The following is a 24826-nucleotide window of genomic DNA, read 5'->3' as shown; positions in this document are numbered from 1 at the left end:
GTTTTTGAATATTCTAACTTGAAAAAATTATTTTTGAATATTCATGTTAACAAAATGGTCCCTTTTCAAACCCAAAAAAAGAACACACGTTTGTTTGTAGTGGAGTTAAAAAAACAAAAGTGAGGTATTACATCATGGAATATAACGGCTTTCCTGTAGTACGTGGAAGAGGTATGGTGAAATGGAATCCGTTTGCTTCAATACCGGAGCAATACGAGGAAATACATAGAATGTTTGAGGAACAATATAAAGTACCTAAACCTTTTTTAACACAAGATACTATGGAACGAATAGAAAGAGCGTTAATGCAATCTTTTCACGAGGAAGAAGAAATACATATCTCATACTATCGTGATGGAATGGTGCAAGACATGTACATAAATGTATTACATATTGAACCGATGACGAAAACTATATATTGTACAGATGCTTTTGGTTTGAATACTAAGTTTAAGTTTGATGAATTGGTGAATATAAATTAAAAGAAGCCGCCCGACAGGACTGAAGTGGCTTTTGTACGACAAAAAAAGAGCTCTGCTATACAGCAGAGCAAAAGAAAAATATATAACCCTATAAAAATAATACAAATTATTGATACTTTCAAAAGACGAAATTTAAATTTCCATCACAATAATACCTATGTTTAAGTATGAAACATTCTACCTTCCCTATAGCTATGAATATTCTTATTTTAGAATTCCATAGTATCCAAATAGCTCTTTGAGAAATACCTCAATACCGAACTTCTTCAAAGAATCTTTTCTTTATTCAAAGAGAAGTTCTAAAACTTTTTTCTTATCTTTGTCTCTTCCATAATGAATCAACCTATGACAGTTCGGACATATACTAACTATACTTCCAACAACATCTAAACTATTTTCAAAATCATGTTGCATTCTTAACGGTATTAGATGATGGGCCTCCATATAATTTTTTCGGCTGGCTTCCGATACAAATGTTTCATGTGTGTCATCTATTTCACATTTAAATTCTGCCTGTTTAATAGCTTGTTTAGCTTTTTTCGGATCACGAGGCCATACTTCCCTACCAGATTCCATTTTAGTTTTTTTTCGATTTTCCGATTTCTCTTCTTCTGCAATCTTTACTTTACTAAAATCCGAATCAATATTAGTAAATCCTTGTGGTGTATGGTTCAATTTGTAGCCAAAGAAAGCTGCGAATTCGATTGCTTTAATGTTTACAGGTTTTAGGTCCTTAATAAAATAGATGTATTCCCAAGTTTCATCATTATCGTTTGTTTTCTAAATTTTTCTAGCCACATCTGGGTTATGAGTCTTAGCAAAAATTGTCCCGAAAAACTTAAATTCCCCTTTAGAATATGCTAAAATCCCGTCACCCTCTTTTAACTTTTCCCATCTATCAACATTTGAAGAACCAGGAGTTGCTCCCCACATACATACATTCTCATGTAATTCATTATCTTTAAGTTTAGTTACTGTATCGGCATCTAAATCTGCTAAACATGTAGAAATAGGATATGTTTTTTCAATAGTAGCTTCCAAATTTTTTATAGCACTATCATTACTTGCAGTAAAAAGATATAACATATTTAATTCCACCTTTTTTAAATTTCATTATATTTCTTTTTAGAGTCTCGAGATTTCTCTACTGGATATTTTTTATTATTTTTTCTATTTTGTTTATAATAATCTCTTCTAAGTCAATATCCAATTGATCTGCCAACTCATCTTTCATGTCTTCTTTTTTTGTTTCTACAGCTTCCTTACTGCTTTTCCACTGAAAATTCTCCAACAACTCACTCGCCTCTAAAGAAAGAGAAATAGCTAAATCTTTAGGATTGTGGAACTGCTTCCAGTTCCTATCATCCCGAAATTTTAGGACTTTCTCTAAAATAGTTTGATTCATTTTTTGAATCCCCCAGTTACTTTTCATTGGTAAACTCTTCTATTTATCAGGTAAACTATCATAAAAACGTTCAATGGCCGCTACTAAAACTAAATCTTCTAAATGAGCAGTTTTAGGGTTGTTTATTTTTAAAAACATCAAAAATACCAAATCCCTTATATCACAAAGGATTTGGCATTTTTAAGTATCTAGAACACACGCTAAATTTAAGGAGAAATTAACAGACATGCGTCCGGCATAATGCCGTGTCCACACCCAAGGATCGGTTACATAAAATAACGTATCTAACATGGGAAGTCTATTGGTCTTTTCCCCTTATAGTAACACTCTCTTCTACTAAGACCTTTTCTTTCTAGGACCTACAATTAATTTAATCGCTGTTCTTTCTTCATTATTGATAGAAATCTCTTGAAATGCTGGTACGAAGGCTAAGTCAATACCACTTGGAGCGACGAACCCTCTTGCAATCGCAATTGCTTTAATCGCTTGATTTATAGCTCCAGCCCCAATCGCTTGAATTTCCACATTACCACTTGTTCTTAGTACACCCGCTATTGCACCCGCGACTGAATTTGGGCTTGATTTTGAAGATACCTTTAATATATTTTCCATGTAAGTTGCTCCCTCTATTATTTAATCTCTCTTTCGTTACAATTTTAAATATTTTAGCGTATCTTTAATTACTATTCACACCAAAAACAAACGATGCTTCATATGTACATTATTCTATATTTTCTGACTTCTTCCTGCTCAGCTACGCAAATAAAAAAATAAACTGAATAACCTAATATACATACAGTTAAATGTCATAACTTCACCAAATGATAACATCCATACAGCTAAAGATAATATTGCTGTTTTGTCAGACTAAATAAATATAGTAAATTGAAATTTTAATGAGTGGGGGTTTAATTCATCCCCCCACCTAACTTCTTTGCTTTCGCTGAATTTTGAGATGGGAGTCTTACTGCTCGAAAAATAGCGGGATAAACGTTTCCTCGTTACTTCAATCTATTTAGAAATTCCATTTATTTTTCTATCAAATTATGAACCTTATCATCTTCAAAAGGTGTTACAGGTAATACCCAAATACTACATTTCATCATTTGACCACTTTATATTCCACATCTATCTCCTTTTATAGTACAAGCATACACGCCAATTTTGATTCATCTTCATAAACTACTATGTGGTTTAAATTTATTAAGAATAGGAGGTAATATATTGGGTTCATACTATCATTCTTCAAACTCGTATAAAAAATGCTCATGCAAATCTTCTTCCAGTTCAAATAAAAAATGTTCATGTGACCATTCACATAAACGAAGCTGTCCTGCATACGGAACTTTTTGGCAAACTGAATTTATAACTGTTCCTTTTGGCGATCCTTTTCCATTTAATCACGTTGGACCTTTAGCAGGAGGCGTTTCCTTACTAAACCCTACTACTATACAATTTAGACAAGCTGGTGATTATAGAGTTTCGTTCATTTCCAGTATTAATACTACTTTAAATCCTGTATTTCCACATATCCCAGTCATAACTATATTTTTAAATAACAATCCACTTGCTAATAGTCAAGGTGACTTCGCTATTCAAATGAATACTTCATCAAATAACGAATGTCTTCAACTCATTGGCGAAACGATTGTTACAGTGCCAGCTAATTCAACTCTTCAACTTAGAAATAATAGTGGCTTTAATCGTCAAAGTATTGTAACTTGTGACAATGGTATAAATTCAGTTGAATTAACAGTTACAAAACTAAGTTAATATTATTTCTTTACATTCAGATGCTATTTCAGCATCTTTTTTTATTGAATAACAGTTTTCTTCGACTTTTATTATCTTTCATCACGCAAAAAAAGTGCAGAATTCTTTCTAACACAAGATTTCTGCACTTTTATATTATGCTTATTTATTCTTCCTTATTTCTCTACATAAACCGACTTAACAATCGTACGATTATATGGTTTTCCTTCTTTATTCATCCCTTTTATATCCATCGTAACGTTATATACTCCCGGTTGTTTTATATCTTTCAAAGCACCTGTAAATGTATTCGTATTAACATTTTGTAATTCATTAAATTCAGAGACTAACTTACCTTCTTTATTAACGACTCTTACTGTTATGGAAAGATCCCCTTTCATTTCAGGTGCCACTGGTGATTTTTTCAGTTTATACTCAGGTTTATTTACTTTAACTTTTGTAGGCATTTGAAGAACAAATGGCGCGCTATTATTGTAATCGCTTACAACTAAATATGCATCTTTCGACTGCTTCGCCATCATTTTGATTTTCCATTCGCCTACTTCCAATTTATCAAACTTAAATGTTCTAATTGTCGCCCCATTAAAGAAAGATTCGCCTTCACCAGTAGTTATAGCGCTATCTTTGTTTGCATAGATTTCTCCTTTTGGAGATACCATTTGTACTTCTACATCAGAAGAAGCAGTTAGTACAGAAACTATTCCTTCAGCCTTTTTATCAACAGAAATACTTTGCTCTATCCACTGATTTTGTGGTAATTCGCCTCCTAAAATATTTTGATTTGAAGTTGTATTTAATTGTTCTAGATTTTCATTTGAACTAGTGCTGGATGCTACTAAAGCTGGTAACCCCACATTTGTCGTACGTAAATATGGTTCAATTCGTGCAAAAACAGCTGATCCTTTTCTTATATTGTCATGATCAAATCTGGAATCTGTAAATAAATGTGTACCGTACGATAGCTTCGCACTCCATTCATTTACTAGTCCATCATTTGAACCGTACGATGATAAATATAACCCGCCCATAGATAATGCAGAAAATGTTGGTCCCCAGCTAGTCCCAGTAGCCGTATAGTAACGGTTTAATTTAGCTGCTGGGTTGTTATCTATTATTGAACGAAACTTTGCCATTTCACCTATTTGTAACGAATACGTACCATCATCTTTTTGACCTAATATAGAAGCAAGCCACCCTGCCCACCAACTATATGACAAATCTGCTAAATTTGAGCCATGATGCGGTGTAGCAAGTGTAATAACATTTCCAACAAATCGATTCGCACCATATTCAACTAATGCAGCTTGTGTATCAATTCCACCTTTACTATGCGCTACAATATTAACTTTCTTACCGAAATGATTATATATTTCTTCAAGTTTTTGTGCCAACAATTTTCCGTTATCCCACTGACTAGCCGAACCTTTCCCCGCTGCATCATACAATTGTATAAACACTGTTTGATAGCCTGCTTTTAAAGCATAATCATACATATCATTTATATCATGATATACTGTCTTTCCATACCAACTATCAGCATTACCATTTCTTCCTTGTACAAAGAGAATTGGCGGTTTATTCTCATCATAATTAGCAGGTTTTTGGCCTAAAAACCATTCTCCAGGTGTGAATACTTCTGTATCAGGAAACCCCTTTCCAAGCTCTTTTACAACTTCTGCCTGTACATTTGTGCTAATCGTTGGAGCCATGATAAAAAATACAATTAGTAAGGCCACACATCTTCTCATCAGTCGCATATTACTCCCCCTATTTTTTTGAAAGAAGGTGTTCTTTATAATATTTTATATTTTCCCTTCCTTAATAATAGCTAATCTTTTATTTTAAAAAGATGTTAGCCCTATTTTTAGAAGGTTACTAGTTGTATACCCTCTTTCTTAACTCTCGTTATTCTCTTTGTTTCTACCTCTTCCTTTTGATAGAATACGACAAAAAAGTTTCTCAATAATTGTTTACTTCGCTACACCCAGATATTTTTTAAATCATTATTGTTTATATAAAGCATACAAATCTTGAAAAAATTTTAGTAAAAAAACATTTTATTACTAGTTAGTTATTTAAAAATATAATAAAGATATGTACTTTCTTTTCATTAAATACAAACTAATTTTAAAGGAGCTTGTATTATAAGACTTTCCTACGATTAAAAATTAAACTGAAATTTCCGAATAGAAAATCATATTTCCAGAAACATATATTATGATAATTTCCGCACACTTGAATTAACTTTTTAGAAGTACTAACCTATCGGTGAGCAGAAGAAAATTCTGTAAAAAGAAAGGAGAATACTTTATGATGACCAAATTACAAAAGGAGTTTTTTAAACGCTTAGAAATTCCTGCAAAAGAAATAACATTTGATGATTTAGATGAAATTCTCTTAAAAATGGGAATGATTCTCCCCTATGAAAATCTTGATATTATGGCTGGTACTATTAAAAATATCTCAAAAGATAACTTAATAGAAAAGTTACTTATTCAAAAACGAGGTGGACTTTGTTATGAATTAAACTCCCTATTGTATTATTTTTTAATTGATTGTGGGTTTCAAGTATACAAAGTAGCCGGTACTGTTTATGACCTTTACGATAATAAATGGAAACCCGATGATGGTCATGTCATTATCATATTAAGTCATGAGGATAAAGATTATGTTGTGGATGCAGGTTTTGCATCTCATCTCCCTTTACATCCAGTCCCTTTTAACGGAGAAGTCATCTCCTCTCAAACAGGAGAATATCGAATTCGTAAGCGAAATACTCGAAAAGGTACGCATATTTTAGAAATGAGAAAAGGAGCTAACGGGGAATCTACAAGTTTCTTACAATCTGAACCTTCAAACGAATGGAAAATAGGCTATGCTTTCACTGTAGATCCAATAGATGAGAAAAAAGTGAATAAGATTCAAAAAGTGATTGTAGAGCATAAAGAATCTCCTTTTAATAAAGGAGCTATCACTTGTAAATTAACTACTTATGGTCACATATCATTAACAAATAAAAATTATACAGAAACCTTTAAAGGCACCAAAAATAAACGACCAATAGAATCTAAAGATTATGCTCGCATTCTTCGTGACTCTTTTGGAATAACGCAAGAGAAATATGTAGGAAAAACACTAGAAAGAGGCTAGTTGACTACAAGTATTTCATAATAAAGCAGATTCTATATTTAGAATCTGCTTTATTTTATATTTTGTTATAAATTAATTTAATTTTGTTGTTACCCTTTAATTTTCAATTATATACTCATCATCATATTTATCGTATTGTAGCCCTTTCCCTATCTTTGACTCCGTAACTTGATCTTTTAAAAACGGTGCAGCATCCATTTTACTAGTTGCAATTTCAATTCCATATTTTTTCGTTAAATGAGCTAACTCTATTAAAAACCACTCTCTTCGCAATGTAACTGGAATATCCAATGTTTTTCTTTTCATATATAATAGCACCTCTTTTATTTTCATAGCTTAAAAATATCACTGGATGCACTTATTAAAACTACCTTTCACCGCTAACATCCAATGAAACATTATAGTATATGCATGTCCATTTCAAACGTGCTATCACAAATATGATATTTAAGTTTACATAATTATATTATGTAATAGTAGAAAAGGAAGGCATGTCCCTTCCCCTTCTACTATAGAGATTTAAATTAAGAACATCTTGGTACACCTAAAGCTAAAAATAAACCTGCTACTCCCGCAGTAATCGGTACTTTTAACGTAATAACATCATCTACCTTCGTTACTAAAAAGTAAGCATTACCTTCTTGTAATATACAAGTTACCAACAATTGAAATTCCATTCAAATCTCCTCCTTTCAATCGATATACTATAATTTATGAAATCTCTTTCAAAAAGTAATAGGAAATATATCCATTTTTCCTTATATATAAAATAAATGTTTATAAGTCTATTAAAAATATTAATTTTCTAAATTTATACAAAACGTGTAATATCCAATAAATTCCTATATAATCAATAAGAAGAATCTTACAAATGGAGGTATGAAAATGTCGATTTTAAGTAATATTGGTGCAGCTTTATTTTTTATTGCTTTTATTCTTTTAATCTTATGTATCATTTCATTCTTTAAGAAAAATGGAAAATCAAAACAATATGGACGTCCTACCGTTATTCTTTTTATGATTTCTATTATATTAATAACGGCCGGTACACCAAAATCGGAACACCCCGTCGTCGAGTTTTTTTCTACTTTAAGTTTCATTCTATTTATATTCTTCCTTGTTCTAGCAATCTTATCTGTTATTAAGAAAACAGGTGTAGCGAAAAAACAATTTATTATTACAGCTGTATTATTTGTCATTTTTGTTGCGTTATTAGGTATTTCAGCTCCTTCTTCTGAAAAAACGACAGCAACTAGTACAAAAGTTGCCTCTAATAATGAAGAGCCAAAAGATAGCGAACAGAAAAAAGAGCTAGAAAAGAAAGAGGCGGACGAAAAAACTCAAAAGCAAGAAGATGAGAAGCGTCTAGCCGAAGAACAAGCTCGTAAGCAAGAGGATGAAAAACGTCTGGCTGATGAACAAGCTCGTAAACAACAAGAAGAACAAAAACGTCTGGCTGATGAACAAGCTCGTAAACAACAAGAAGAACAAAAACGTCTGGCTGATGAACAAGCTCGTAAACAACAAGAAGAGCAAAAACGTCTGGCTGATGAACAAGCTCGTAAACAACAAGAAGAACAAAAACGTCTGGCTGATGAACAAGCTCGCAAACAACAAGAAGAACAAAAAGCACAGCAAGCTCAAACACAACCAGCTAATGGTAATACTGATAGTGCATACTACAAAAATTGTGCTGCAGTTAGAGCAGCTGGGAAAGCTCCTTTACATAAAGGGCAACCAGGTTATAGCTCTCATCTTGATCGTGATGGCGATGGAATTGCATGTGAAAAATAGTAATAAAAAAGAAGCTTTTACTAAGCTTCTTTTTTATTAACGTAAAATATTACCACTTATTACTTTCCCCCTTATTTTAATAACATTCTTCTTATTATTCTCAAAAACGACACAGAATAAGTGATTTCAATCACTACATAGATTTTAATTTATCGCTATTCTTAATTCAGATATTACATTAAAATTTTATGGAGGCATTCATATGGAACATACATTTACTGAAACTTCAATTGTTGGTGAGATTGTTACACAATTTCCGAAAGCTAGTGATCTTTTTAAATCATATAGAATAGATTTTTGTTGTGGCGGTAATAAGCCACTTATTGATGCAATTCATGAAAGAAATTTATCAGCTACTGAAGTGCTTACAGAGTTAAATACGCTTTATCATAATACGAAACGATTAAATGAATCGGAAATTGATTGGAAAAATGCTTCTTATCGTGAATTGATTGATTATGTTATAAATAAGCATCACCGCTATTTAAATGAAGAATTACCACAGTTAAGTCCATATGTGACAAAAGTATTACGTGTTCATGGGGCAAGTCAGCCTCATTTAGCTCAAATTCATAAGCTATTTCATGAACTTAAAATGGAATTAGAACAGCATTTAATTAAAGAAGAAATGGAAGATTTTCCATTAATTTTAGAATTTGAACAAAATCCAACTAATGAAAACTATGCTAAGTTACGTAAAGTAGTAAATGAACTAGAAAATGAGCACAATCATGCTGGAAATATTATAAAAGAACTTCGTAAAGTGACAAATGACTTTACTCCTCCAGAAGGTGCTTGCGGTACTTATCGACTTGTTTACCAACGCCTCGAAGCGCTAGAGTCTGATTTATTTGAGCATATTCATTTAGAAAATAATATTTTATTTCCGCGTGCCATTACGAAAGCATAAATCAAGTGCAGGACATGAGTGTAAATACTTATGGCCTGCTTTTTCGTTTTGCGAAAAATATTCACATCCCCTTCACATAAAACCGAATTTTAACAATTTGTGAATCATTATAAAAATGTGATAAATATCACATCTCCCCCTTATTTGATTTTCTATAATAAAAATATAATCCTTTGTTCAATATTTCACATAAAAAGGGGAAACGAAAATGAAAAAACGTTTAGTTATGATCGGGAATGGTATGGCTGGCATTCGCTGTATGGAAGAAATCTTAAAACATGATAGTGATTCATATGAGATTACTATTTTTGGAGATGAACCGCATCCAAACTACAACCGCATTATGCTCTCTCATGTTTTACAAGGCAAAACAAATATGCAAGATATCATTATGAATGAATACAGTTGGTATGAAGAAAACGAAATAACTTTGTATACGAATGAAAGAGTTCAAAGTATTAACCGAGAAGAAAAAATTATTATTACAGAAAAGAAGCGTACTCTTACATACGACAAGCTCATTATCGCAACAGGTTCTAGTGCTTTTATTTTACCTGTTGAAGGTTCCGCACTTTCTGGTGTAACAGGATTTCGAACTATTGAAGATACACAATTTATGATAGATACCGCTAAAGAAAAGAAAAAGGCCGTTGTCATTGGTGGCGGGTTACTCGGTTTAGAAGCCGCAAGAGGTCTAATTGATTTAGGAATGGACGTACATGTTGTTCATTTAATGCCTAGCTTAATGGAGCAACAACTAGATACGAAAGCAGCTGCTCTTCTGCGTGAAGATTTAGAAGCACAAGGCATGAAGTTTTTAATGGAAAAGAAAACTGTAAAAATTCTTGGTACAGACCATGTTGAGGGCATTCAATTTGAAGATGGTGAAGTTGTAGATTGTGATTTAATCGTAATGGCTGTCGGTATACGCCCAAATACGCAAATAGCAAAAGATGCTGGTCTAATTGTAAATCGCGGTATTGTAGTCAATGACTATATGCTAACAAATGATGAGTCCATTTATGCAGTTGGAGAATGTGCAGAGCATGACGGTATCGCATATGGACTTGTTGCTCCTCTTTATGAACAAGGTGCGATATTAGCAAAACATATAACAAATTTACAAACTGATGGATATTCGGGCAGTATCGTCGGTACACAATTAAAAGTTGCTGGTTGTGATTTATTCTCTGCTGGCCAAATTTATGAAGATGATCAAACGAAAGCAATATCCATCTTTAATGAATGTAAACGTTCCTATAAAAAAGTATTAATTCGTGATAATAAAGTCGTCGGTATCGTTTTATACGGTGATACAGCTGACGGTACCCGCCTCTTTAGCATGTTAAAGAAAGAAGAAGATATACAAGAATATACACCAGCTTCCATTCTTCACAAAGCTGGTGAAGAATGTGAACTTGACGTTGCTACTATGAGTGCGGATGACACAATTTGCGGATGTAATGGTGTTACGAAAGGCACAATCGTTCACGCCATTTTAGAACAGGAGTTAAAGACTTTTGAAGAAGTTAAAGCCTGTACGAAAGCCGCAGGGTCTTGTGGTAAATGTCGTCCGCTTGTAGAACAAGTTTTATCTCATACACTTGGAGATGCTTTTGATGCTTCTGCACAGTCTACCACCGGTATGTGCGGATGTACACCTTTATCACGTGATGAAGTCGTAGCGGCCATTCATGAGAAAAGTTTAAAATCTCCAAAAGAAGTACGAAACGTTCTTGGTTTTGTACATGAAGATGGATGTTCGAAATGTCGTCCTGCTTTAAACTACTATTTACGTATGGCGATTCCAGAAGAATATGAAGATGATAAATCATCCCGTTTTGTGAATGAAAGAATGAATGGTAACATCCAGCACGATGGTACCTTCTCTGTTATTCCACGTATGTACGGAGGCGTTACAACAGCAGATGATTTAATGAAAATTGCTGAAGTTGCGAAAAAGTACGATGTTCCACTTGTGAAAATTACAGGTGCGAGCCGAATTGGCTTATACGGTGTTAAGAAACAAGATTTACCTAACGTATGGGCTGAATTAAATATGGCTTCTGGATATGCGTATTCAAAATCTCTTCGTAATGTAAAATCATGTGTTGGCTCTCGTTTCTGCCGTTTCGGTACGAAAGATTCATTAGGACTTGGTATGTTGCTTGAACAATCATTAGAAATGGTAGATACACCTCATAAAATGAAGATGGGTGTAACGGGCTGTCCGCGTAACTGTGCGGAAGTACTGACGAAAGATTTTGGCGTTGTTTGTGTCGAAAATGGATACCAACTTTATATTGGCGGAAATGGTGGTACGGAAGTACGCGAAGCTGATTTTGTAATGATTGTCCCTACTGAAGATGATGTCCTTCGCATCGCTACAGCTTACATGCAGTATTATCGTGAAACTGGTATTTATGGAGAGCGTACTGCCTACTGGACAGAACGATTAGGCTTCGATCACATAAAGGAAATACTGCAAGATGCAAATATGGTCACTAAGTTAAATGAACGTTTCCAAAAAGCTCGTGGCACATATAAAGAAGCATGGGGACAAGCACTAGAAACGAAATCATTAAAAGCGATGTATGAAGTAGAAACTGTGAAATAAGGAGCTGTGATCTATATGATACAAACGAAAGAAAAAATAAAAGTTATGCGTGCAGAAGACCTTCCTATTCAAATCGGTAAAGAGGTACAAATGAAAGGTATGTCTATCGCCCTATTCCGCCTTTCAAATGGCGATATTCAAGCTGTAGAAAATCGTTGTCCTCATAAAAACGGGCCATTAGCGGAAGGTATTGTATCTGGAGAATTCGTCTTTTGTCCACTACATGATTGGAAAATTTCACTACTAACAGGTGAAGTTCAAAAACCTGATGATGGTTGTATTCAAACGTATGAAGTAGAAGTTATTGACGGAGATATTTATATATACATGTAATTTACAAAAGGAAGCCTCCCCTGGCTTCCTTTTAAATAAAAATAGACGAGGTGCGGAATATGAACGGATATGTATATTTAGTTGGTGCAGGACCAGGTGATGAAGGGCTTATTACAAAAAAAGCGATAGAGTGCTTAAATCGTGCAGATATCGTCTTATATGACCGCTTATTAAACCCTTCCTTTCTTAATTATACAAAAGAAACATGTGAACTTATTTATTGCGGAAAAATGCCAAAGAATCATACTATGCGTCAAGAAATGATTAACGCACACCTCCTTCAATTTGCGAAAGAGGGAAAAATCGTAGTCCGCTTAAAAGGCGGAGATCCATCTATTTTTGGCCGTGTTGGTGAAGAAGCAGAGACTTTAGCATCAGCAAATATTCCATATGAAATTGTACCAGGTATTACATCTAGCATCGCCGCTAGTATCTATGCAGGTATTCCCCTCACCCACCGTGACTACAGTAATAGCGTCACTTTATTAACCGGACATGCAAAAGGTCCTTTAACCGACCATGGAAAATATAATTCATCTCACAATAGCGACACAATTGCCTACTACATGGGTATAGAAAACTTACCTACAATTTGTGAAAACTTACTACAAGCAGAAAAAAAAGAAGATACGCCAGTAGCAGTCATTGAATGGGGTACAACTGGTAAACAGCGCGTTGTCACAGGGACACTGTCTACCATTGTTTCTATTGTCAAAAACGAAAATATTTCTAATCCTTCTATGACAATTGTTGGTGATGTTGTTACTTTGCGGAATCAAATCTCTTGGAAAGAACGTAAACCATTGCACGGCAAGAAAGTTTTATTTGCAGCTGCAACAAATAAAAAAAGCGCAATAAAGCAAAAGTTACAAGAGTCCGGTGCAGAAATATATCAAATTCCAACTTTCAAAAAGAAAGAATACACATTAACCTCTGAACAAATCAATAAGATTTTTAACGTTGATCGTCTTGTATTTTGTTCCGCTGACAGTGTAGACATCTTAATGCAATCATGCAGTAAATATCATAAAGATATTCGTTCCTTACAGGCAGAACTTCAGTATATGAACCTTTCTATTCAAGAAAAGCTCATGCAATATGGATTGTTCAGTAAACCTGCGCAATTTTCTTCGAATTCAACGATTTATTTAGGACGAAACATTAACCGAATTGCTGTTATTCAAGAAAAAATTGGTGCTGGTTCCTATATGATGACTCATGAGTACACAATTGATCATCGCTTCGATGAAATTCATTCACGTATTCTTTCTGAATTCTCATGGGATAGCATTGTATTTGAAGGTCGTGCTTCTATTGATACGTTTCTAGCAGAAATAAAACGCCTTGGCTTTATCAATATTCTTACTCTCCCATTCTCGTATACCGACGTTCCAACTTTATACTATGCAAATAAAGTTGGGTTTCATAACGTAGATCATCAATTACAAGAAACTCTTATGAAGAAAGACATGGTGAGACAATGAAAGGAATTGTATATGTTGGACATGGGAGCCGGCTACAAGAAGGTAATGAACAATTCATTCAATTTATTCAATCTGTTATGAAAGAGCGAAACGAAAGAATTCAAAAAATAGCTTTTCTAGAACTAACGACACCTACTATTTCGGATGCAGTTACAGAAACGATAATAGAGGGAGTAACTGAAATAATGATTGTACCTGTTTTATTATTTGCAGCAGCTCACTATAAACGTGATATTCCTTTTGAAATAGAACAACTACAAAAGAAATATCCACAAATAACATTTTCAGTTGTACCTCCTTTTAGTACACATCCACATATGGTGGAACTTGTAGTGAAAAGAATACGTGAAGCTATGCCAATGCAAAATAGTAGTATTTTACTCGTAGGGCGAGGCAGTAGTGATCCACAACCGATACATGAATTACAACAAATCGGAGCAGCTGTCGAACGAAAACTTGGTATGCCAGTATCCTGTTCCTTTTTAACGAAAGGAACTCCCTCTTTCGCTGCTGAGCTCAAGGCTATAACATCGACTGCGTCCCATGTATATGTCATGCCGTACCTTCTCTTTACCGGATTATTACTTCAAAAAATTAAATTGCATACAAAAAAATATAATCACGTCACGACTTGTAACTGTCTTCAGTTTGATACATATATGAAACTAACATTATTAGAACGAATGGAGGAATGCATATATGTATAACATGTACCCTCTTATGTTTAATCTACAAAATAAAGTTGTCATTATCATTGGTGGAGGTAAAATTGCATATCGAAAAGCGTCTGGATTAAAAGATACAGGCGCTTTCGTCACTGTTGTCAGCCCAGAAATTTGCGAGGAAATGAAGGAACTTTCTTATATTACTTGGAAACAAAAAACTTTTAGTAATGATGATATTAAAGATGCTCATCTAATTTATGCAGCTACAAATCAACATGCTGTAAATATGATGGTCAAACAGGCCGCTCATGATTTCCAGTGGGTTAACGTTGTAAGTGATGGTACAGTATCATCGTTTCACACACCTGGTGTCATTCGAAATGATGAATATGTTGTCACTATTTCGACTTCAGGTAAGGACCCATCGTTTACGAAGCGTATGAAACAGGAATTAACTTCTGTCCTTCCTAAACTTATAAAAAGAATTTCTCGTACTCATAAAATGGAATCTATCACTTAGCTAAAATAGGAATTAACTGTGAACAAACGTTTTTTAGAGACGTTTGTTCTTTTTGCTTTAGTTTCGTTTTTTAGGATCAGACAAACAATTGGACAAGAATCTGTGAAGAAAAATAACGGCAACAATTACGGACAAAAAAGCAGTTGCTTGAGAGCAACTGCTTCAATACAGGTTTTATATTGGATATTCATTCAACCAAATTAGCGCTTGTTCATAATCATCAAAAAATCTCACAGATTCTTTCGTATTAGATTGTTGTAAATAATCCATTATCTCCCCCTCTTCAAGGAGAAATGCAATTGCCTTACTGTTATTCAAAATGATTTCATTGAAGAACTTCTCTTTCCATACTTTTTGAACAGAAAAATGATTTGGCGTGTATCCTTTTCTATCCACCAACAGTTTGTATTTCCGCCCTTCAGAAATGAATTGTTGACAAACCTGCTCAAAACCATTAAACCATTCATACACATCATCTGTTTTTATATTGCCAACTAGATGGGTAACAATTATATCTCCTGAAACTGTTGTGCTGATATTCTGTTTACTCAACTTGGAATCCCCCCTTAGTTACAATTTTGCGGAAAAACCGCATAAAATCAATAAAGAAAAAATTCTTACTTGACGCTCCCACCCCACCGCTATCAAACTAAGCTCATGTAACGTCAATTATAAGCGAAATTGTGTCTTTTTTCGCAAGTCTATATGTAGATGCTTTAAAGATTTTCATACGAAATAACCCGTAACGAGTTTCCTTTTTTTGAATTAAGCCACTTGATTATCAGACACGGTACAATTGTAAACGCCCCCCATATATCATAGACTGTTTTCTTCTCATATCGATGGGGTTTCCGTCCATCATTTACCGCCTCAAATCTATTCGTTTTTGCACGTATATTCAAAACAAAATATATGACAAATAAATAACAACAGTTACTGTAATAATACTGAAAAGTGTTGAAAATAAAACGATTTGTGCATGTAATTCAGGCTCTATTTGATATTCCATAGCAATGGTTGATGTATTTCTTGAAGTAGGAAAAGAACTTGCAATAAATAATGATTGTGCAACAATACCATCGATGTTTAGTATGTATATTACGGCAAGTGCTAATAATGGTCCCATCAGTAACCTTCCAATTAAAGCCCATGTTATGACTCGATGGAAAAAATTAAGTTTAATGTTAGATAATTGTGCCCCTAGCAATATGAGTGCTATTGCAACAAAACCATTCGCAAGCTGATTAAGAGGTAGCAAGATAGAATTAGGTATTTGAATTTTAAAAGATTGAAAGAGAACCCCTAATACGAGCGCATGAAATACAGGCAGTCTTAGAAATGATCGAATAATACCTCCGATTGTTTTTGTTGCTGATAGTAAGTTATATATCCCATATGAATAAGTTAAAAGATTCTGGAAAATCACAATAAAAATTTGAATGGAAACCCCCACTGGATTGTGACTGAAAATCAATTGACTTACTGGTAACCCATAATTACCAGAATTCATTAACGAAATGCTATTTTTTAGAGCTGCACTTTCTCCTTTTTCTAACTTTAATATTTTTGAAATGAAATGACTTACTATGATCAGACTCAGACTATAAAGCATTAAATAGTATATTATCTGGAGCAAAAAACCTGTTTCTATACGAATATCATATATATTCACAAATACAGCCGCTGGCATTAAGCAATAAGTAATAAGTGTAGATAGCTGCTTTAAGTTAAATTGGAACTTTCTTTGTAAGATTGCACCAATTAGCATCAATATTAATATCGGTAATATTACGTCTAATATAATAAATACAAACATGTAAAACCTCATTCTAAATATATTTTAGTTGGATTAAACGCTTTACTAAATGTGGACACATTTCATTCATCGGAAAACACCCTTAGTTCTCAATAATCAGAAAACTGAAATCGATAATATGAAAATGCTCATCAAAAATTCTTATTTCATTCCCCTCTCCTCTCTTTTCTTTAACATATCAAATATAACTCATAAAGAAAATTATGGATTATTTATACAAATTCATAATTTTATCTTATCGAACTAAACTGTATTCTTTAGTGTAGTACTTTTTCACAATATCCGTTAGCCTTACCAAAAAATTTGGCCCTAAAAAAATCTGATACTGCAGTTACTATGCGAAGAATACTTACATCAATCCCATACTTGTCGCTTAAACTACCTAACACACCTGATACTTGTTTATCTTGAGTGGACTTATATTTTTTTCATCTAAACATCCCGATTCAATTAAATATTTGCATTCTAAAAATGAGTTCGATCTTTAGAATATATTTAAGATTTCCTTCACTAATCTACCCTTTAATTGAATAACTTTTGACTTCTATATTTTAAAATAAAATTCCATAAACCTTCTGTTTTTCATTTTAAAAGCACATTCTTTTAGAAAACGAGCGTTTGTTGAGATAGCAATAAAAACATGTTGAAGCCTATTACTAAAAGAACCATCCCAATATACTTTGGGACGGTTCTTTTTCCTTATTAATGATTCTTTAACATCACTAAGAGTTTCTCCTGGCTATACATCCATACTGTAATAATTAAACAAGCAAGTGCGACTTCTGATAGCGCCATAAATCCAATTGCATAATGACCTGTTAATTGGAATAGTAATGTTAAAATTAGCGGTGGGAAGAATCCTCCTAGTCCACCTAAAGCTGATACGAGACCATTTACAATACCAGCTTGTTCTGAGAAATACATTGGAACGAGTTTGAAGATTGTACCATTACCAATCCCTGCACAAAATGCGACTAGTAAGCAACCAAATGTATACACGTTCATACTTGGCATAAACGATAAAATAATACCTGAAAGTGTTAAACCGATAAATACGAAGATTAATATTTTAAATGGATTAAACTTATCACCGAGCCAACCACCAATCGGGCGCATAATTGTTGCGAGTACGATGAATCCGGCTGTCCGCATACCTGCATCTACTTTCTCTAATCCGAAGTGAGATACTAGAAAGTTTGGTAAGTATACTGTAAATGCGACAAATGATCCGAATGTTAAAAAGTAAAAGATACATAAAAACCAAAGTTTCTCATTTTTATATACACCTTTTATTTGTTCCATTAGTGGTGTATTCACTTTTTTCTCTTTACGATCACCTAATAAAAAGTTCATAAGTGCAAACGCTGCAAGTAAAACTAAATAACATTGTACTGTCGTTCTCCAGCCAACTGAAGTTGCAATGACAGGTGCTAAAAACGAAGTAATTGCTGTTCCGGCGTTACCGACACCGTAAATACCATTTACAAAACCGTGACTCTCTTTCGGAAAGTATTTTGGTAAAGAGGTTACTCCTACAGAGAATACAGCTCCACCAATTCCTACAAATAATCCACCAATAATTAAATCCATCATAGAATTAGCAACACTAATATAAAAGACAGGAAATAATAATAGAATAAAACTAATATAGAATAATTTTCTTGCTCCGAAACGATTTGTCCAATAACCAATTGGAATGCGAAGAACAGAGCCTAAAATAACAGGTACTGCTGTGACCATAGAAATTTGCCCCGCAGTTAATGGGATATCCACTTTAATATAAGGCATTAATGATGATAAAATGACCCATACCATAAAACCTATAATTAGATTAGAAGTTTGTAAACTTAATTGAAAATTAGGACTTTTCATCCTGTTCCCTCCTATGTATGCATAGTTATATTCATTCTCTCCAGCCTAATCACGTCGTAACATGATTAAGTCGAAAAGAATCAACCACCACTTACTGGCGGAATCATCGCCACAGTATCACCAGTTTGAATGATGTCATTCTCATTTGCATACTCTTCATTTATAGCTACCATGATTTCATTTGAAATCGCTACGTTGTATTTCTTAATGAGTACCTTCTTTAGTTCAGCAACTGTAATATTTTCACAATCGATTTGTAATGCTGGCTTACTTACTTCTTCTTGTAAATGTGCAAATAATAGTACTTCAATCATATTCTCATCTCCTCTTCAGGTTCACCATTCTCATATGCTACATTCTCTAACTGATCACCAATCCATGATTCACCATCTTCCCAAAATTCTTTCTTCCAAATTGGAACGATTTGTTTTATACGCTCCATAATATATTCGTTCGCCTCATATGCAGCTTTCCGGTGTGGTGTAGAAACAGCGACGACAACAGCAAGATCAGAAATTTGTAATGTACCAATGCGATGTGTAATGGCGACAAATGTCCCAGACCACCTCTCTCCTACTTCAGTACCAATTCTCTCAAGTTGTTTTTCTGCCATTGTTTTATATGCTACATACTCTAAATGTAGCGTACGACGCCCTTTCGTAAATTCTCTAACAGTACCAACGAAAGTAGTAACTGCGCCACACTCACGACGAATTACTTTGTTTGTAACTTCCTCAATTGAAATAGGTGTATCAATTACTTCATAATACGTTTGTATCATTTTGCACCTCTTATCTTTGTATAAGTTAGTAATCTATTTTTCTATTATTTGTATGATCGAAGTGGTTCTTCCCACGGCCACTCACTTCCAGCGTTTGATTCTAATAACAGTACGGAAACAGTTATTCCTGCTTCAAATCCTCTCGTTCCTCCTGGCAGGACGATAAATGCGTTCGCCTCTGCAAGTGAAGAAATTGCACTAGATTTATCTAAACCAACTGGTATAGCTTGCAATGTTCCATCTACAATTTCTACTTTCCCTCTTACAAATCGAGTAAATGGATTTGCTTTCGGAAAGTCTTTTTGTAATATTGCCTCTGCACGATATATGTGCGGATCTTTCCTATGCAAGTATGTTCCAATGACAGGTCGAACAAACAATTCACATCCGACATAACAAGCAGAAGGATTACCAGATAGACCAAATAATAGTTTTCCCTCTAACTCAGCTACAGTTGTCACACTTCCTGGTCGCATCGCTATTTTGTTAAAAAGTACATTAGCTTGTAATCTCTCATAAATAGCCGGTAAATAATCATAGTCTCCTACTGAAACGCCACCAGTTGTAATTAATATATCAACTTCTTTTATCGCTTTTTTTACAGTGTTATAACACGTCTCAAAATTGTCAGCGAATTGCCCATAATACTGTACAATTCCACCTGCTCGTTCAATTTGAGCAGCTACCATATAAGAGTTACTATTTCGAATCTTCCCTGGCTTTAATTGTTCATGTACTTCGAGCAGTTCACTTCCTGTCGTTACAATTCCAATGACTGGCTGTTTTACAACATATACCGTACTATAACCAAACGTAGCAAGAAGCGCTGCAACTCCAGGTTTAATAACAGTCCCTTTTTTCACCAGAATGCTATTTTGTTTTACATCTTCTCCTTTAAAAGAAATGTTATCCCCAGCAACAAAGGAGCGTTTCAATTTCATATAAGTCTTTTCGTTTTCTTCAAATCCTTCCGTTAGCTCTAACATAACTACTGCATTACACCCCGCAGGAATTGCCGCACCTGTCATAATACGGACAGCTTGAAATTCTTTCACTTCTTCTGTAAAAACAAAGCCTGCTCCAATTTCGCCAATTACTTCAAATTGAATGGGGTTACTACTACTCGCTTCTTTTGTATCTTCCGCTCGAATCGCAAACCCGTCGTACGGAGAGCGATCAAAATGCGGAACATCATGATCTGCAATAACATCTTCTCCAAGTGTTCTACCGTAGCTTTCTATAAGAGAAACCTTTTCCATTTCACCTTGGTAGGCATATTTCATTACACGAGCAACTGCTTCTGCTACTGGAATTGGTATACGTTTTTCTAACATTCTTTTTCACCTCGTTTTAATAAGGGGCAACTCTCTTTCTGTTCATCCTATATATTTTGCGTATAATCGTTTTGCTATTTTCACATCATTTGTTCCATGAATAAATGCCCTACCGTCTGTAAATAAAACGAAACGATATTCATCAATTAGAAATGATAGTAAGTAAGGCGTTTTTTGGACAAGTACACTTTTTTGTAATCGTTTTTGAACTTCCTCTAAATGAAGAACACGTTTTATCCCTGGACGGATTTGAACCGTATTCCGTCCACATAGCACTTCCGTTTTCATCTGTGCTTCAAATGTTAAACTTGGATACGTGCGTGTATTTCCACAAGATGGACATGTATTTTTCTTCTGTCTATTTACTTTTAATGAGAGATATTGATTGTTCCAAATATCAAATGACAACATCGTTCCTCTTAATGATTCATAATCACCCACCAATATTTTCATCGCCTCTGTAACTTGGTGAGCAACGACCATTTGTACAGCTGACTGAATGATTCCGGCTGTATCGCATGTTGCACCGCCCATAGGATGATCCATTAGACAGCGAAAACATGGTGTTTTCCCAGGAAGAATTGTATACGTTACACCGTAACTCCCAATGCATCCGCCATATATCCAAGGTATATTTTCTTTTTGTGAAATGTCATTTATAAGTAGACGCGTATCGAAATTGTCAGTCGCATCTAATATGAGATCCACATCTTTTGTTAACTCTTCTATTTCTCGCATTGTGACATCTGTTACAACTGGTACAATTTCCACTTCAGAATTAATCTTTCTTACATGTTCTGCTGCTGCAATTGCTTTTGGTTTACACTGCTGCGCATCTTCTTCTGTATATAACTGCTGCCGCTGTAAATTACTCCATTCGACGTAGTCACGATCAGCAATTGTCAATTTCCCAATTCCCATCCTAGCAAGTGCTTCTGCATTCGCAGCTCCTAGCGCACCCGCACCGATTAGGAGCACATGCTTTTCTCTTATTTTTCTTTGTCCCATTTCACCAATTCCAGAAAACAACACTTGTCTTGAATAACGCTCTTGCATAAGAAATCCTCCTTTCACTATCCACCAATGTAAGACATTTCAACTTTTGGACGTTTACTTGTATTCTCAACCGTTCTTTCATCTGAATATCGATCTGTTCTATATCGCCATGTATCATTTAAAATTTTTAATAGTGATGCATCAGAAATATTTTCTCGAAGAAGCGTTCGCAAATCCGTTCCTTTCGCTCCAAATAGGCACGTGAAAAACTTGCCGTCTGCCGAAATACGAGCTCTCGTACAAGAAGAACAAAATGACTCAGAAACAGAAGTAATAAATCCAACTTCTGCATTACTCCCTACATATCGATACAATTTCGCAACCTCTCCAAAATAACGAGGCTGAGCGGGCTCAATTGGATATACACGATTAATTTTCTCTATTAATTGTTCCTTCGTAATGACTTCTTCAAAATTCCATCCGTTTGTACTGCCTACATCCATAAACTCAATGAAACGGAGCTGAATTTCTTTTTCTTTAAAATAACGAGCCATATGAAGAATTTGACTATCATTCATCCCTTTTTTTACGACCATATTTACCTTTACTTCTAATCCAGCAGCATTTGCTGCTTCTATTCCTTTCAGTACAGGTTTTGTACTTACATTTCTTCCGTTAATTTTTTTGAAGACATGGTCCTCTATCGCATCTAAACTAATATTTACACGTTTTAATCCCGCGTCTTTTAGCGCCTTAGCTTGTTTTGCTAAATGAATTCCGTTTGTTGTGAGTCCAATGTCTTTTAAGCCTTCTAGATTTGTAAGTCTTGCAATTAATTTCGGTAAGTCTTTACGCAATAAAGGTTCACCGCCAGTAAGCCTAATTTTATTAACTCCCATACTTATAAATAATCTAGCTAACCTTTCTATTTCATTAAATGTTAATAAACACTCTTCCTGTAAAAAAGCATAATCAGGTCCGAACACTTCAGCAGGCATACAATATGTGCACCTAAAATTACAACGATCAATAACTGAAATGCGTAAATCTTGAAGTGGCCGCTTTAAAGAATCTTTCATGTTCTCGTGCATCTATATCCCTTCTTTTCTGCTGCAATCCTTAGTAAGTTTTCATTTTTTTATTTGCCTTCATTATAAAAAAGAAGCTACATATTCAATGTGACTTTTCTCACATCACTTTCCCCATTCAAAAAATTTTCACAAATCCGTTCGCATTTTGTTCACATCTTTAGCCACTCCTCCTTACGGTCATTGAAATTTCAATTTATTTTTAAATAGCTCTTGCATTTTCATCATACTTACACTCAAAATAGGAAATGTATTGCTTATAAGAAGAAAGGTGATCACTGTGGCAAACAGTATGACATTATCTCAAGATTTAAAAGAATTACTTGCATCTGTTGAATATAAAATGCAGATAAAAAAAGGTAGTTTTATTTTTCAAGAAGGTATGGAGGCAACAGAACTCTATATCATTCACTCAGGGAAAGTACAAATTAGTAAACTTAGTGCTGACGGACAAGAATTAACACTTCGAATTTGTTCGGAATATGACATTATTGGAGAATTAACATTGTTCACGGATAATGCAAAATATTTATTAAACTCAAAATGTCTTGAAGATGTTGAAGTAGGTGTAATAAAACGTGAAGCGTTAGAAAAAGCATTACTCCAAAAACCCGCTCTTGTATTTGAATTTATGAAATGGATTAGTGAACATTTAAGAAGAATGCAAACGAAGTTCCGAGATTTAGTATTACACGGCAAAAAAGGTGCCCTGTACTCTACTCTTATACGAATGACAAATAGTTACGGTGTATTAAAAGAAAATGGTATTCTCATCGATTTACCATTAACGAATCAAGAACTCGCTAATTTCTGTGCAACTTCACGTGAAAGTGTAAATCGAATGTTAAATGAATTAAAAAAGCAAGGTACAATTTCAATTCATAAAGGAAAGATTACAATCCACGATTTACAATTTTTAAAATGTGAAATTGCTTGTGAAGATTGCTCTGCTTCTGTTTGTAGCATTGATTAGCATCTTATTTAGATGCTAATCTTTTTTCAATTTAAGCTATTTATTAACGGTTATTCCCTATGTAAACAAAAACGAGGCCTTCCATATTAGACCTCGTTTCGTTTTAACCATTAGCTCCTATCCGTTTACAGCAGTATTATTTTTTCAACTCATTAGGAATACGTCTTCTGTAAATTACATAACTACGGCTTACATATTTAATTGGGGCACTAAATACATGTACTAGTCTTGTAAATGGCCATACTGCGAATAAACCCATCCCTGCAAGAATATGAATTTTAAACCATACTGGTACTTCCATCATATATTCAACTTTCGGTTGGAAAATAAAGAGACTTCGGAACCAAGGGCCAATTGTTGTACGATAATCAAATCCTTTTGAATCGATATTTAAAAATGTTGAAGAAATTCCTGCTAACATTACGATAAGTAATAAAATAAGCGCAATATAATCTCCCTTTGTACTCGTTGCAATGATACGTTTTACAGTTACGCGGCGGTAAGTTAATATAATTAAACCGATGATAGAAGCAACACCTGCCGGAAGCCCGAAACTAATTGCCATTATGTGATACGTATGCTCAGAAATACCTATCGAACGGTATACAGCTTCTGGAATTAATATCCCCATAACATGACCGCCAATTACGAACATAATCCCAAAGTGGAATAATAGACTTCCGATTCGGAGCATTTTCTTTTCTAATAGTTCACTAGATTTTGATGTCCATCCAAATTGATCATAGTTGTATCTAAAAATATGTCCACCGATAAAGATTGCAAAAATGATATAGGGAAACAATACCCATAGAAATTGATCCATCATTTTAACA

27 protein-coding genes and 1 pseudogene are annotated in these 24826 nt (G+C 34.2%); 11 read left to right on the top strand and 17 right to left on the bottom strand.

Annotated features, from left to right (window positions below; genetic code table 11):
• Positions 1–134 precede the first annotated feature (134 nt).
• Positions 135–482, top strand: coding sequence for a YolD-like family protein (locus NST90_RS10510; protein WP_000456182.1), 348 nt, complete (start codon positions 135–137; stop codon positions 480–482).
• Between the two features lie 282 nt (positions 483–764).
• On the opposite strand, the gene NST90_RS10505 is transcribed toward NST90_RS10510, so the two are convergent.
• The 4 genes from NST90_RS10505 to NST90_RS10490 all read right to left on the bottom strand — a co-directional run bounded on the left by NST90_RS10505 (position 765) and on the right by NST90_RS10490 (position 2499).
• The gene (locus NST90_RS10505; RefSeq protein WP_016122401.1) at positions 765–1157 is read right to left on the bottom strand and encodes an HNH endonuclease; all 393 of its coding nucleotides are present in this window, start codon (positions 1155–1157) and stop codon (positions 765–767) included.
• A gap of 105 nt (positions 1158–1262) precedes the next feature.
• Complete coding sequence (locus tag NST90_RS10500) at positions 1263–1568, bottom strand: hypothetical protein (RefSeq protein ID WP_000966113.1); 306 nt, start codon at positions 1566–1568, stop codon at positions 1263–1265.
• 58 nt (positions 1569–1626) lie between these two features.
• Positions 1627–1914 carry a hypothetical protein gene (locus NST90_RS10495; RefSeq protein WP_309306784.1) on the bottom strand — a complete coding sequence of 96 codons (288 nt, stop codon included), beginning with the start codon at positions 1912–1914 and terminating at the stop codon, positions 1627–1629.
• Between the two features lie 309 nt (positions 1915–2223).
• Positions 2224–2499 carry a stage V sporulation protein S gene (locus tag NST90_RS10490; protein WP_000427801.1) on the bottom strand — a complete coding sequence of 92 codons (276 nt, stop codon included), beginning with the start codon at positions 2497–2499 and terminating at the stop codon, positions 2224–2226.
• A gap of 612 nt (positions 2500–3111) precedes the next feature.
• On the opposite strand from NST90_RS10490, the gene NST90_RS10485 reads away from it, so the two are divergent.
• Positions 3112–3660 carry a hypothetical protein gene (locus NST90_RS10485; RefSeq protein WP_016122400.1) on the top strand — a complete coding sequence of 183 codons (549 nt, stop codon included), beginning with the start codon at positions 3112–3114 and terminating at the stop codon, positions 3658–3660.
• A 155-nt stretch (positions 3661–3815) separates the two neighbouring features.
• Here NST90_RS10485 and NST90_RS10480 read toward each other — a convergent pair whose 3' ends face one another.
• Complete coding sequence (locus NST90_RS10480) at positions 3816–5417, bottom strand: hypothetical protein (protein WP_048567931.1); 1602 nt, start codon at positions 5415–5417, stop codon at positions 3816–3818.
• Positions 5418–5970: 553 nt separating this feature from the next.
• Between NST90_RS10480 and NST90_RS10475 the strand changes: the two genes are divergently transcribed.
• Positions 5971–6810: an arylamine N-acetyltransferase gene (locus NST90_RS10475; protein WP_000988427.1), complete on the top strand. Its 840-nt coding sequence runs from the start codon at positions 5971–5973 to the stop codon at positions 6808–6810.
• 96 nt (positions 6811–6906) lie between these two features.
• Here NST90_RS10475 and NST90_RS10470 read toward each other — a convergent pair whose 3' ends face one another.
• The gene (locus NST90_RS10470; RefSeq protein WP_000824205.1) at positions 6907–7116 is read right to left on the bottom strand and encodes a hypothetical protein; all 210 of its coding nucleotides are present in this window, start codon (positions 7114–7116) and stop codon (positions 6907–6909) included.
• 218 nt (positions 7117–7334) lie between these two features.
• A complete protein-coding gene (gene exsG, locus NST90_RS10465; RefSeq protein WP_000395679.1) occupies positions 7335–7487 on the bottom strand; it encodes an exosporium protein ExsG in 153 nt (50 codons plus the stop codon).
• Positions 7488–7695: 208 nt separating this feature from the next.
• Between exsG and NST90_RS10460 the strand changes: the two genes are divergently transcribed.
• The 7 genes from NST90_RS10460 (at position 7696) to NST90_RS10430 (ending at position 15133) form a co-directional block, all read left to right on the top strand.
• Positions 7696–8604, top strand: coding sequence for an excalibur calcium-binding domain-containing protein (locus tag NST90_RS10460; RefSeq protein ID WP_000025815.1), 909 nt, complete (start codon positions 7696–7698; stop codon positions 8602–8604).
• A gap of 202 nt (positions 8605–8806) precedes the next feature.
• Positions 8807–9514: an iron-sulfur cluster repair di-iron protein gene (gene ric / locus NST90_RS10455; RefSeq protein WP_000401361.1), complete on the top strand. Its 708-nt coding sequence runs from the start codon at positions 8807–8809 to the stop codon at positions 9512–9514.
• A gap of 208 nt (positions 9515–9722) precedes the next feature.
• Complete coding sequence (gene nirB, locus NST90_RS10450; RefSeq protein ID WP_000746947.1) at positions 9723–12131, top strand: NADPH-nitrite reductase large subunit; 2409 nt, start codon at positions 9723–9725, stop codon at positions 12129–12131.
• A gap of 15 nt (positions 12132–12146) precedes the next feature.
• Positions 12147–12464, top strand: a complete 318-nt coding sequence (nirD, locus tag NST90_RS10445) for a nitrite reductase small subunit NirD (protein ID WP_000616684.1) — start codon at positions 12147–12149, stop codon at positions 12462–12464.
• Between the two features lie 59 nt (positions 12465–12523).
• A complete protein-coding gene (locus NST90_RS10440; protein WP_283748194.1) occupies positions 12524–13948 on the top strand; it encodes a uroporphyrin-III C-methyltransferase in 1425 nt (474 codons plus the stop codon).
• Positions 13945–14655 (top strand): sirohydrochlorin chelatase, encoded by a 711-nt coding sequence (locus NST90_RS10435; RefSeq protein ID WP_000676473.1) that lies wholly within the window; start codon positions 13945–13947, stop codon positions 14653–14655. The genes NST90_RS10440 and NST90_RS10435 overlap by 4 nt, the downstream gene beginning before the upstream one ends.
• The gene (locus NST90_RS10430) at positions 14648–15133 is read left to right on the top strand and encodes a precorrin-2 dehydrogenase (RefSeq protein WP_283748195.1); all 486 of its coding nucleotides are present in this window, start codon (positions 14648–14650) and stop codon (positions 15131–15133) included. Before NST90_RS10435 ends, NST90_RS10430 begins: the two co-directional genes overlap by 8 nt.
• Before the next feature lie 174 nt (positions 15134–15307).
• Here NST90_RS10430 and NST90_RS10425 read toward each other — a convergent pair whose 3' ends face one another.
• From NST90_RS10425 to moaA, 9 genes and pseudogenes are all read right to left on the bottom strand, one after another.
• The gene (locus NST90_RS10425) at positions 15308–15685 is read right to left on the bottom strand and encodes a hypothetical protein (RefSeq protein WP_000043368.1); all 378 of its coding nucleotides are present in this window, start codon (positions 15683–15685) and stop codon (positions 15308–15310) included.
• 346 nt (positions 15686–16031) lie between these two features.
• Positions 16032–16949: an AEC family transporter gene (locus tag NST90_RS10420; protein WP_000497494.1), complete on the bottom strand. Its 918-nt coding sequence runs from the start codon at positions 16947–16949 to the stop codon at positions 16032–16034.
• A 299-nt stretch (positions 16950–17248) separates the two neighbouring features.
• Positions 17249–17338, bottom strand: a pseudogene (locus NST90_RS10415) (hypothetical protein); the annotation flags it as partial.
• A 313-nt stretch (positions 17339–17651) separates the two neighbouring features.
• Positions 17652–18821, bottom strand: coding sequence for a nitrate transporter NarK (gene narK / locus NST90_RS10410; protein ID WP_283748196.1), 1170 nt, complete (start codon positions 18819–18821; stop codon positions 17652–17654).
• A gap of 80 nt (positions 18822–18901) precedes the next feature.
• Positions 18902–19135 carry a molybdopterin converting factor subunit 1 gene (moaD, locus tag NST90_RS10405; protein ID WP_000573682.1) on the bottom strand — a complete coding sequence of 78 codons (234 nt, stop codon included), beginning with the start codon at positions 19133–19135 and terminating at the stop codon, positions 18902–18904.
• Complete coding sequence (locus NST90_RS10400) at positions 19132–19602, bottom strand: molybdenum cofactor biosynthesis protein MoaE (protein WP_065223592.1); 471 nt, start codon at positions 19600–19602, stop codon at positions 19132–19134. The genes moaD and NST90_RS10400 overlap by 4 nt, the downstream gene beginning before the upstream one ends.
• Positions 19603–19646: 44 nt before the next feature.
• Positions 19647–20936 (bottom strand): gephyrin-like molybdotransferase Glp, encoded by a 1290-nt coding sequence (gene glp / locus NST90_RS10395; protein ID WP_065223591.1) that lies wholly within the window; start codon positions 20934–20936, stop codon positions 19647–19649.
• 42 nt (positions 20937–20978) lie between these two features.
• On the bottom strand, positions 20979–21992 hold the full coding sequence (locus NST90_RS10390; protein WP_231009108.1) for a molybdopterin-synthase adenylyltransferase MoeB: 1014 nt from the start codon (positions 21990–21992) through the stop codon (positions 20979–20981).
• Between the two features lie 17 nt (positions 21993–22009).
• The gene (gene moaA, locus NST90_RS10385; protein WP_000545029.1) at positions 22010–23023 is read right to left on the bottom strand and encodes a GTP 3',8-cyclase MoaA; all 1014 of its coding nucleotides are present in this window, start codon (positions 23021–23023) and stop codon (positions 22010–22012) included.
• Between the two features lie 277 nt (positions 23024–23300).
• Here moaA and NST90_RS10380 point away from each other — a divergent pair, with 277 nt between their 5' ends.
• Entirely contained in the window at positions 23301–23993 is a 693-nt protein-coding gene (locus NST90_RS10380; RefSeq protein ID WP_000013866.1) for a Crp/Fnr family transcriptional regulator, read from the top strand.
• A 136-nt stretch (positions 23994–24129) separates the two neighbouring features.
• Here the strand turns inward: NST90_RS10380 and narI are convergent, their stop codons facing one another.
• Complete coding sequence (gene narI / locus NST90_RS10375; protein ID WP_000969216.1) at positions 24130–24819, bottom strand: respiratory nitrate reductase subunit gamma; 690 nt, start codon at positions 24817–24819, stop codon at positions 24130–24132.
• Between the last annotated feature and the right edge of the window lie 7 nt (positions 24820–24826).

The sequence above is a fragment of the Bacillus sp. FSL E2-8900 genome (genome assembly GCF_037966225.1).
Taxonomy (GTDB): Bacteria; Bacillota; Bacilli; order Bacillales; family Bacillaceae_G; genus Bacillus_A; species Bacillus_A cereus.
The sequence above is the reverse complement of the archived record's forward strand: the minus strand, read 5'-3'. Positions and strand labels throughout refer to the sequence as shown.

Bases quoted from the DNA above. Each gene is read 5' to 3' on its own strand.
- NST90_RS10475 (WP_000988427.1), top strand. From the start codon at position 5,971: ATGATGACCAAATTACAAAAGGAGTTTTTTAAACGCTTAGAAATTCCT.
- narI (WP_000969216.1), bottom strand. From the start codon at position 24,819: ATGATGGATCAATTTCTATGGGTATTGTTTCCCTATATCATTTTTGCA.
- ric (WP_000401361.1), top strand. From the start codon at position 8,807: ATGGAACATACATTTACTGAAACTTCAATTGTTGGTGAGATTGTTACA.
- NST90_RS10500 (WP_000966113.1), bottom strand. From the start codon at position 1,568: ATGTTATATCTTTTTACTGCAAGTAATGATAGTGCTATAAAAAATTTG.
- NST90_RS10460 (WP_000025815.1), top strand. From the start codon at position 7,696: ATGTCGATTTTAAGTAATATTGGTGCAGCTTTATTTTTTATTGCTTTT.
- exsG (WP_000395679.1), bottom strand. From the start codon at position 7,487: ATGGAATTTCAATTGTTGGTAACTTGTATATTACAAGAAGGTAATGCT.
- narK (WP_283748196.1), bottom strand. From the start codon at position 18,821: ATGAAAAGTCCTAATTTTCAATTAAGTTTACAAACTTCTAATCTAATT.
- NST90_RS10435 (WP_000676473.1), top strand. From the start codon at position 13,945: ATGAAAGGAATTGTATATGTTGGACATGGGAGCCGGCTACAAGAAGGT.
- NST90_RS10440 (WP_283748194.1), top strand. From the start codon at position 12,524: ATGAACGGATATGTATATTTAGTTGGTGCAGGACCAGGTGATGAAGGG.
- moaD (WP_000573682.1), bottom strand. From the start codon at position 19,135: ATGATTGAAGTACTATTATTTGCACATTTACAAGAAGAAGTAAGTAAG.
- NST90_RS10480 (WP_048567931.1), bottom strand. From the start codon at position 5,417: ATGCGACTGATGAGAAGATGTGTGGCCTTACTAATTGTATTTTTTATC.
- NST90_RS10470 (WP_000824205.1), bottom strand. From the start codon at position 7,116: ATGAAAAGAAAAACATTGGATATTCCAGTTACATTGCGAAGAGAGTGG.
- NST90_RS10430 (WP_283748195.1), top strand. From the start codon at position 14,648: ATGTATAACATGTACCCTCTTATGTTTAATCTACAAAATAAAGTTGTC.
- glp (WP_065223591.1), bottom strand. From the start codon at position 20,936: ATGTTAGAAAAACGTATACCAATTCCAGTAGCAGAAGCAGTTGCTCGT.
- NST90_RS10495 (WP_309306784.1), bottom strand. From the start codon at position 1,914: ATGAAAAGTAACTGGGGGATTCAAAAAATGAATCAAACTATTTTAGAG.
- moaA (WP_000545029.1), bottom strand. From the start codon at position 23,023: ATGCACGAGAACATGAAAGATTCTTTAAAGCGGCCACTTCAAGATTTA.
- NST90_RS10490 (WP_000427801.1), bottom strand. From the start codon at position 2,499: ATGGAAAATATATTAAAGGTATCTTCAAAATCAAGCCCAAATTCAGTC.
- NST90_RS10390 (WP_231009108.1), bottom strand. From the start codon at position 21,992: ATGCAAGAGCGTTATTCAAGACAAGTGTTGTTTTCTGGAATTGGTGAA.
- nirD (WP_000616684.1), top strand. From the start codon at position 12,147: ATGATACAAACGAAAGAAAAAATAAAAGTTATGCGTGCAGAAGACCTT.
- NST90_RS10510 (WP_000456182.1), top strand. From the start codon at position 135: ATGGAATATAACGGCTTTCCTGTAGTACGTGGAAGAGGTATGGTGAAA.
- NST90_RS10420 (WP_000497494.1), bottom strand. From the start codon at position 16,949: ATGTTTGTATTTATTATATTAGACGTAATATTACCGATATTAATATTG.
- NST90_RS10400 (WP_065223592.1), bottom strand. From the start codon at position 19,602: ATGATACAAACGTATTATGAAGTAATTGATACACCTATTTCAATTGAG.
- nirB (WP_000746947.1), top strand. From the start codon at position 9,723: ATGAAAAAACGTTTAGTTATGATCGGGAATGGTATGGCTGGCATTCGC.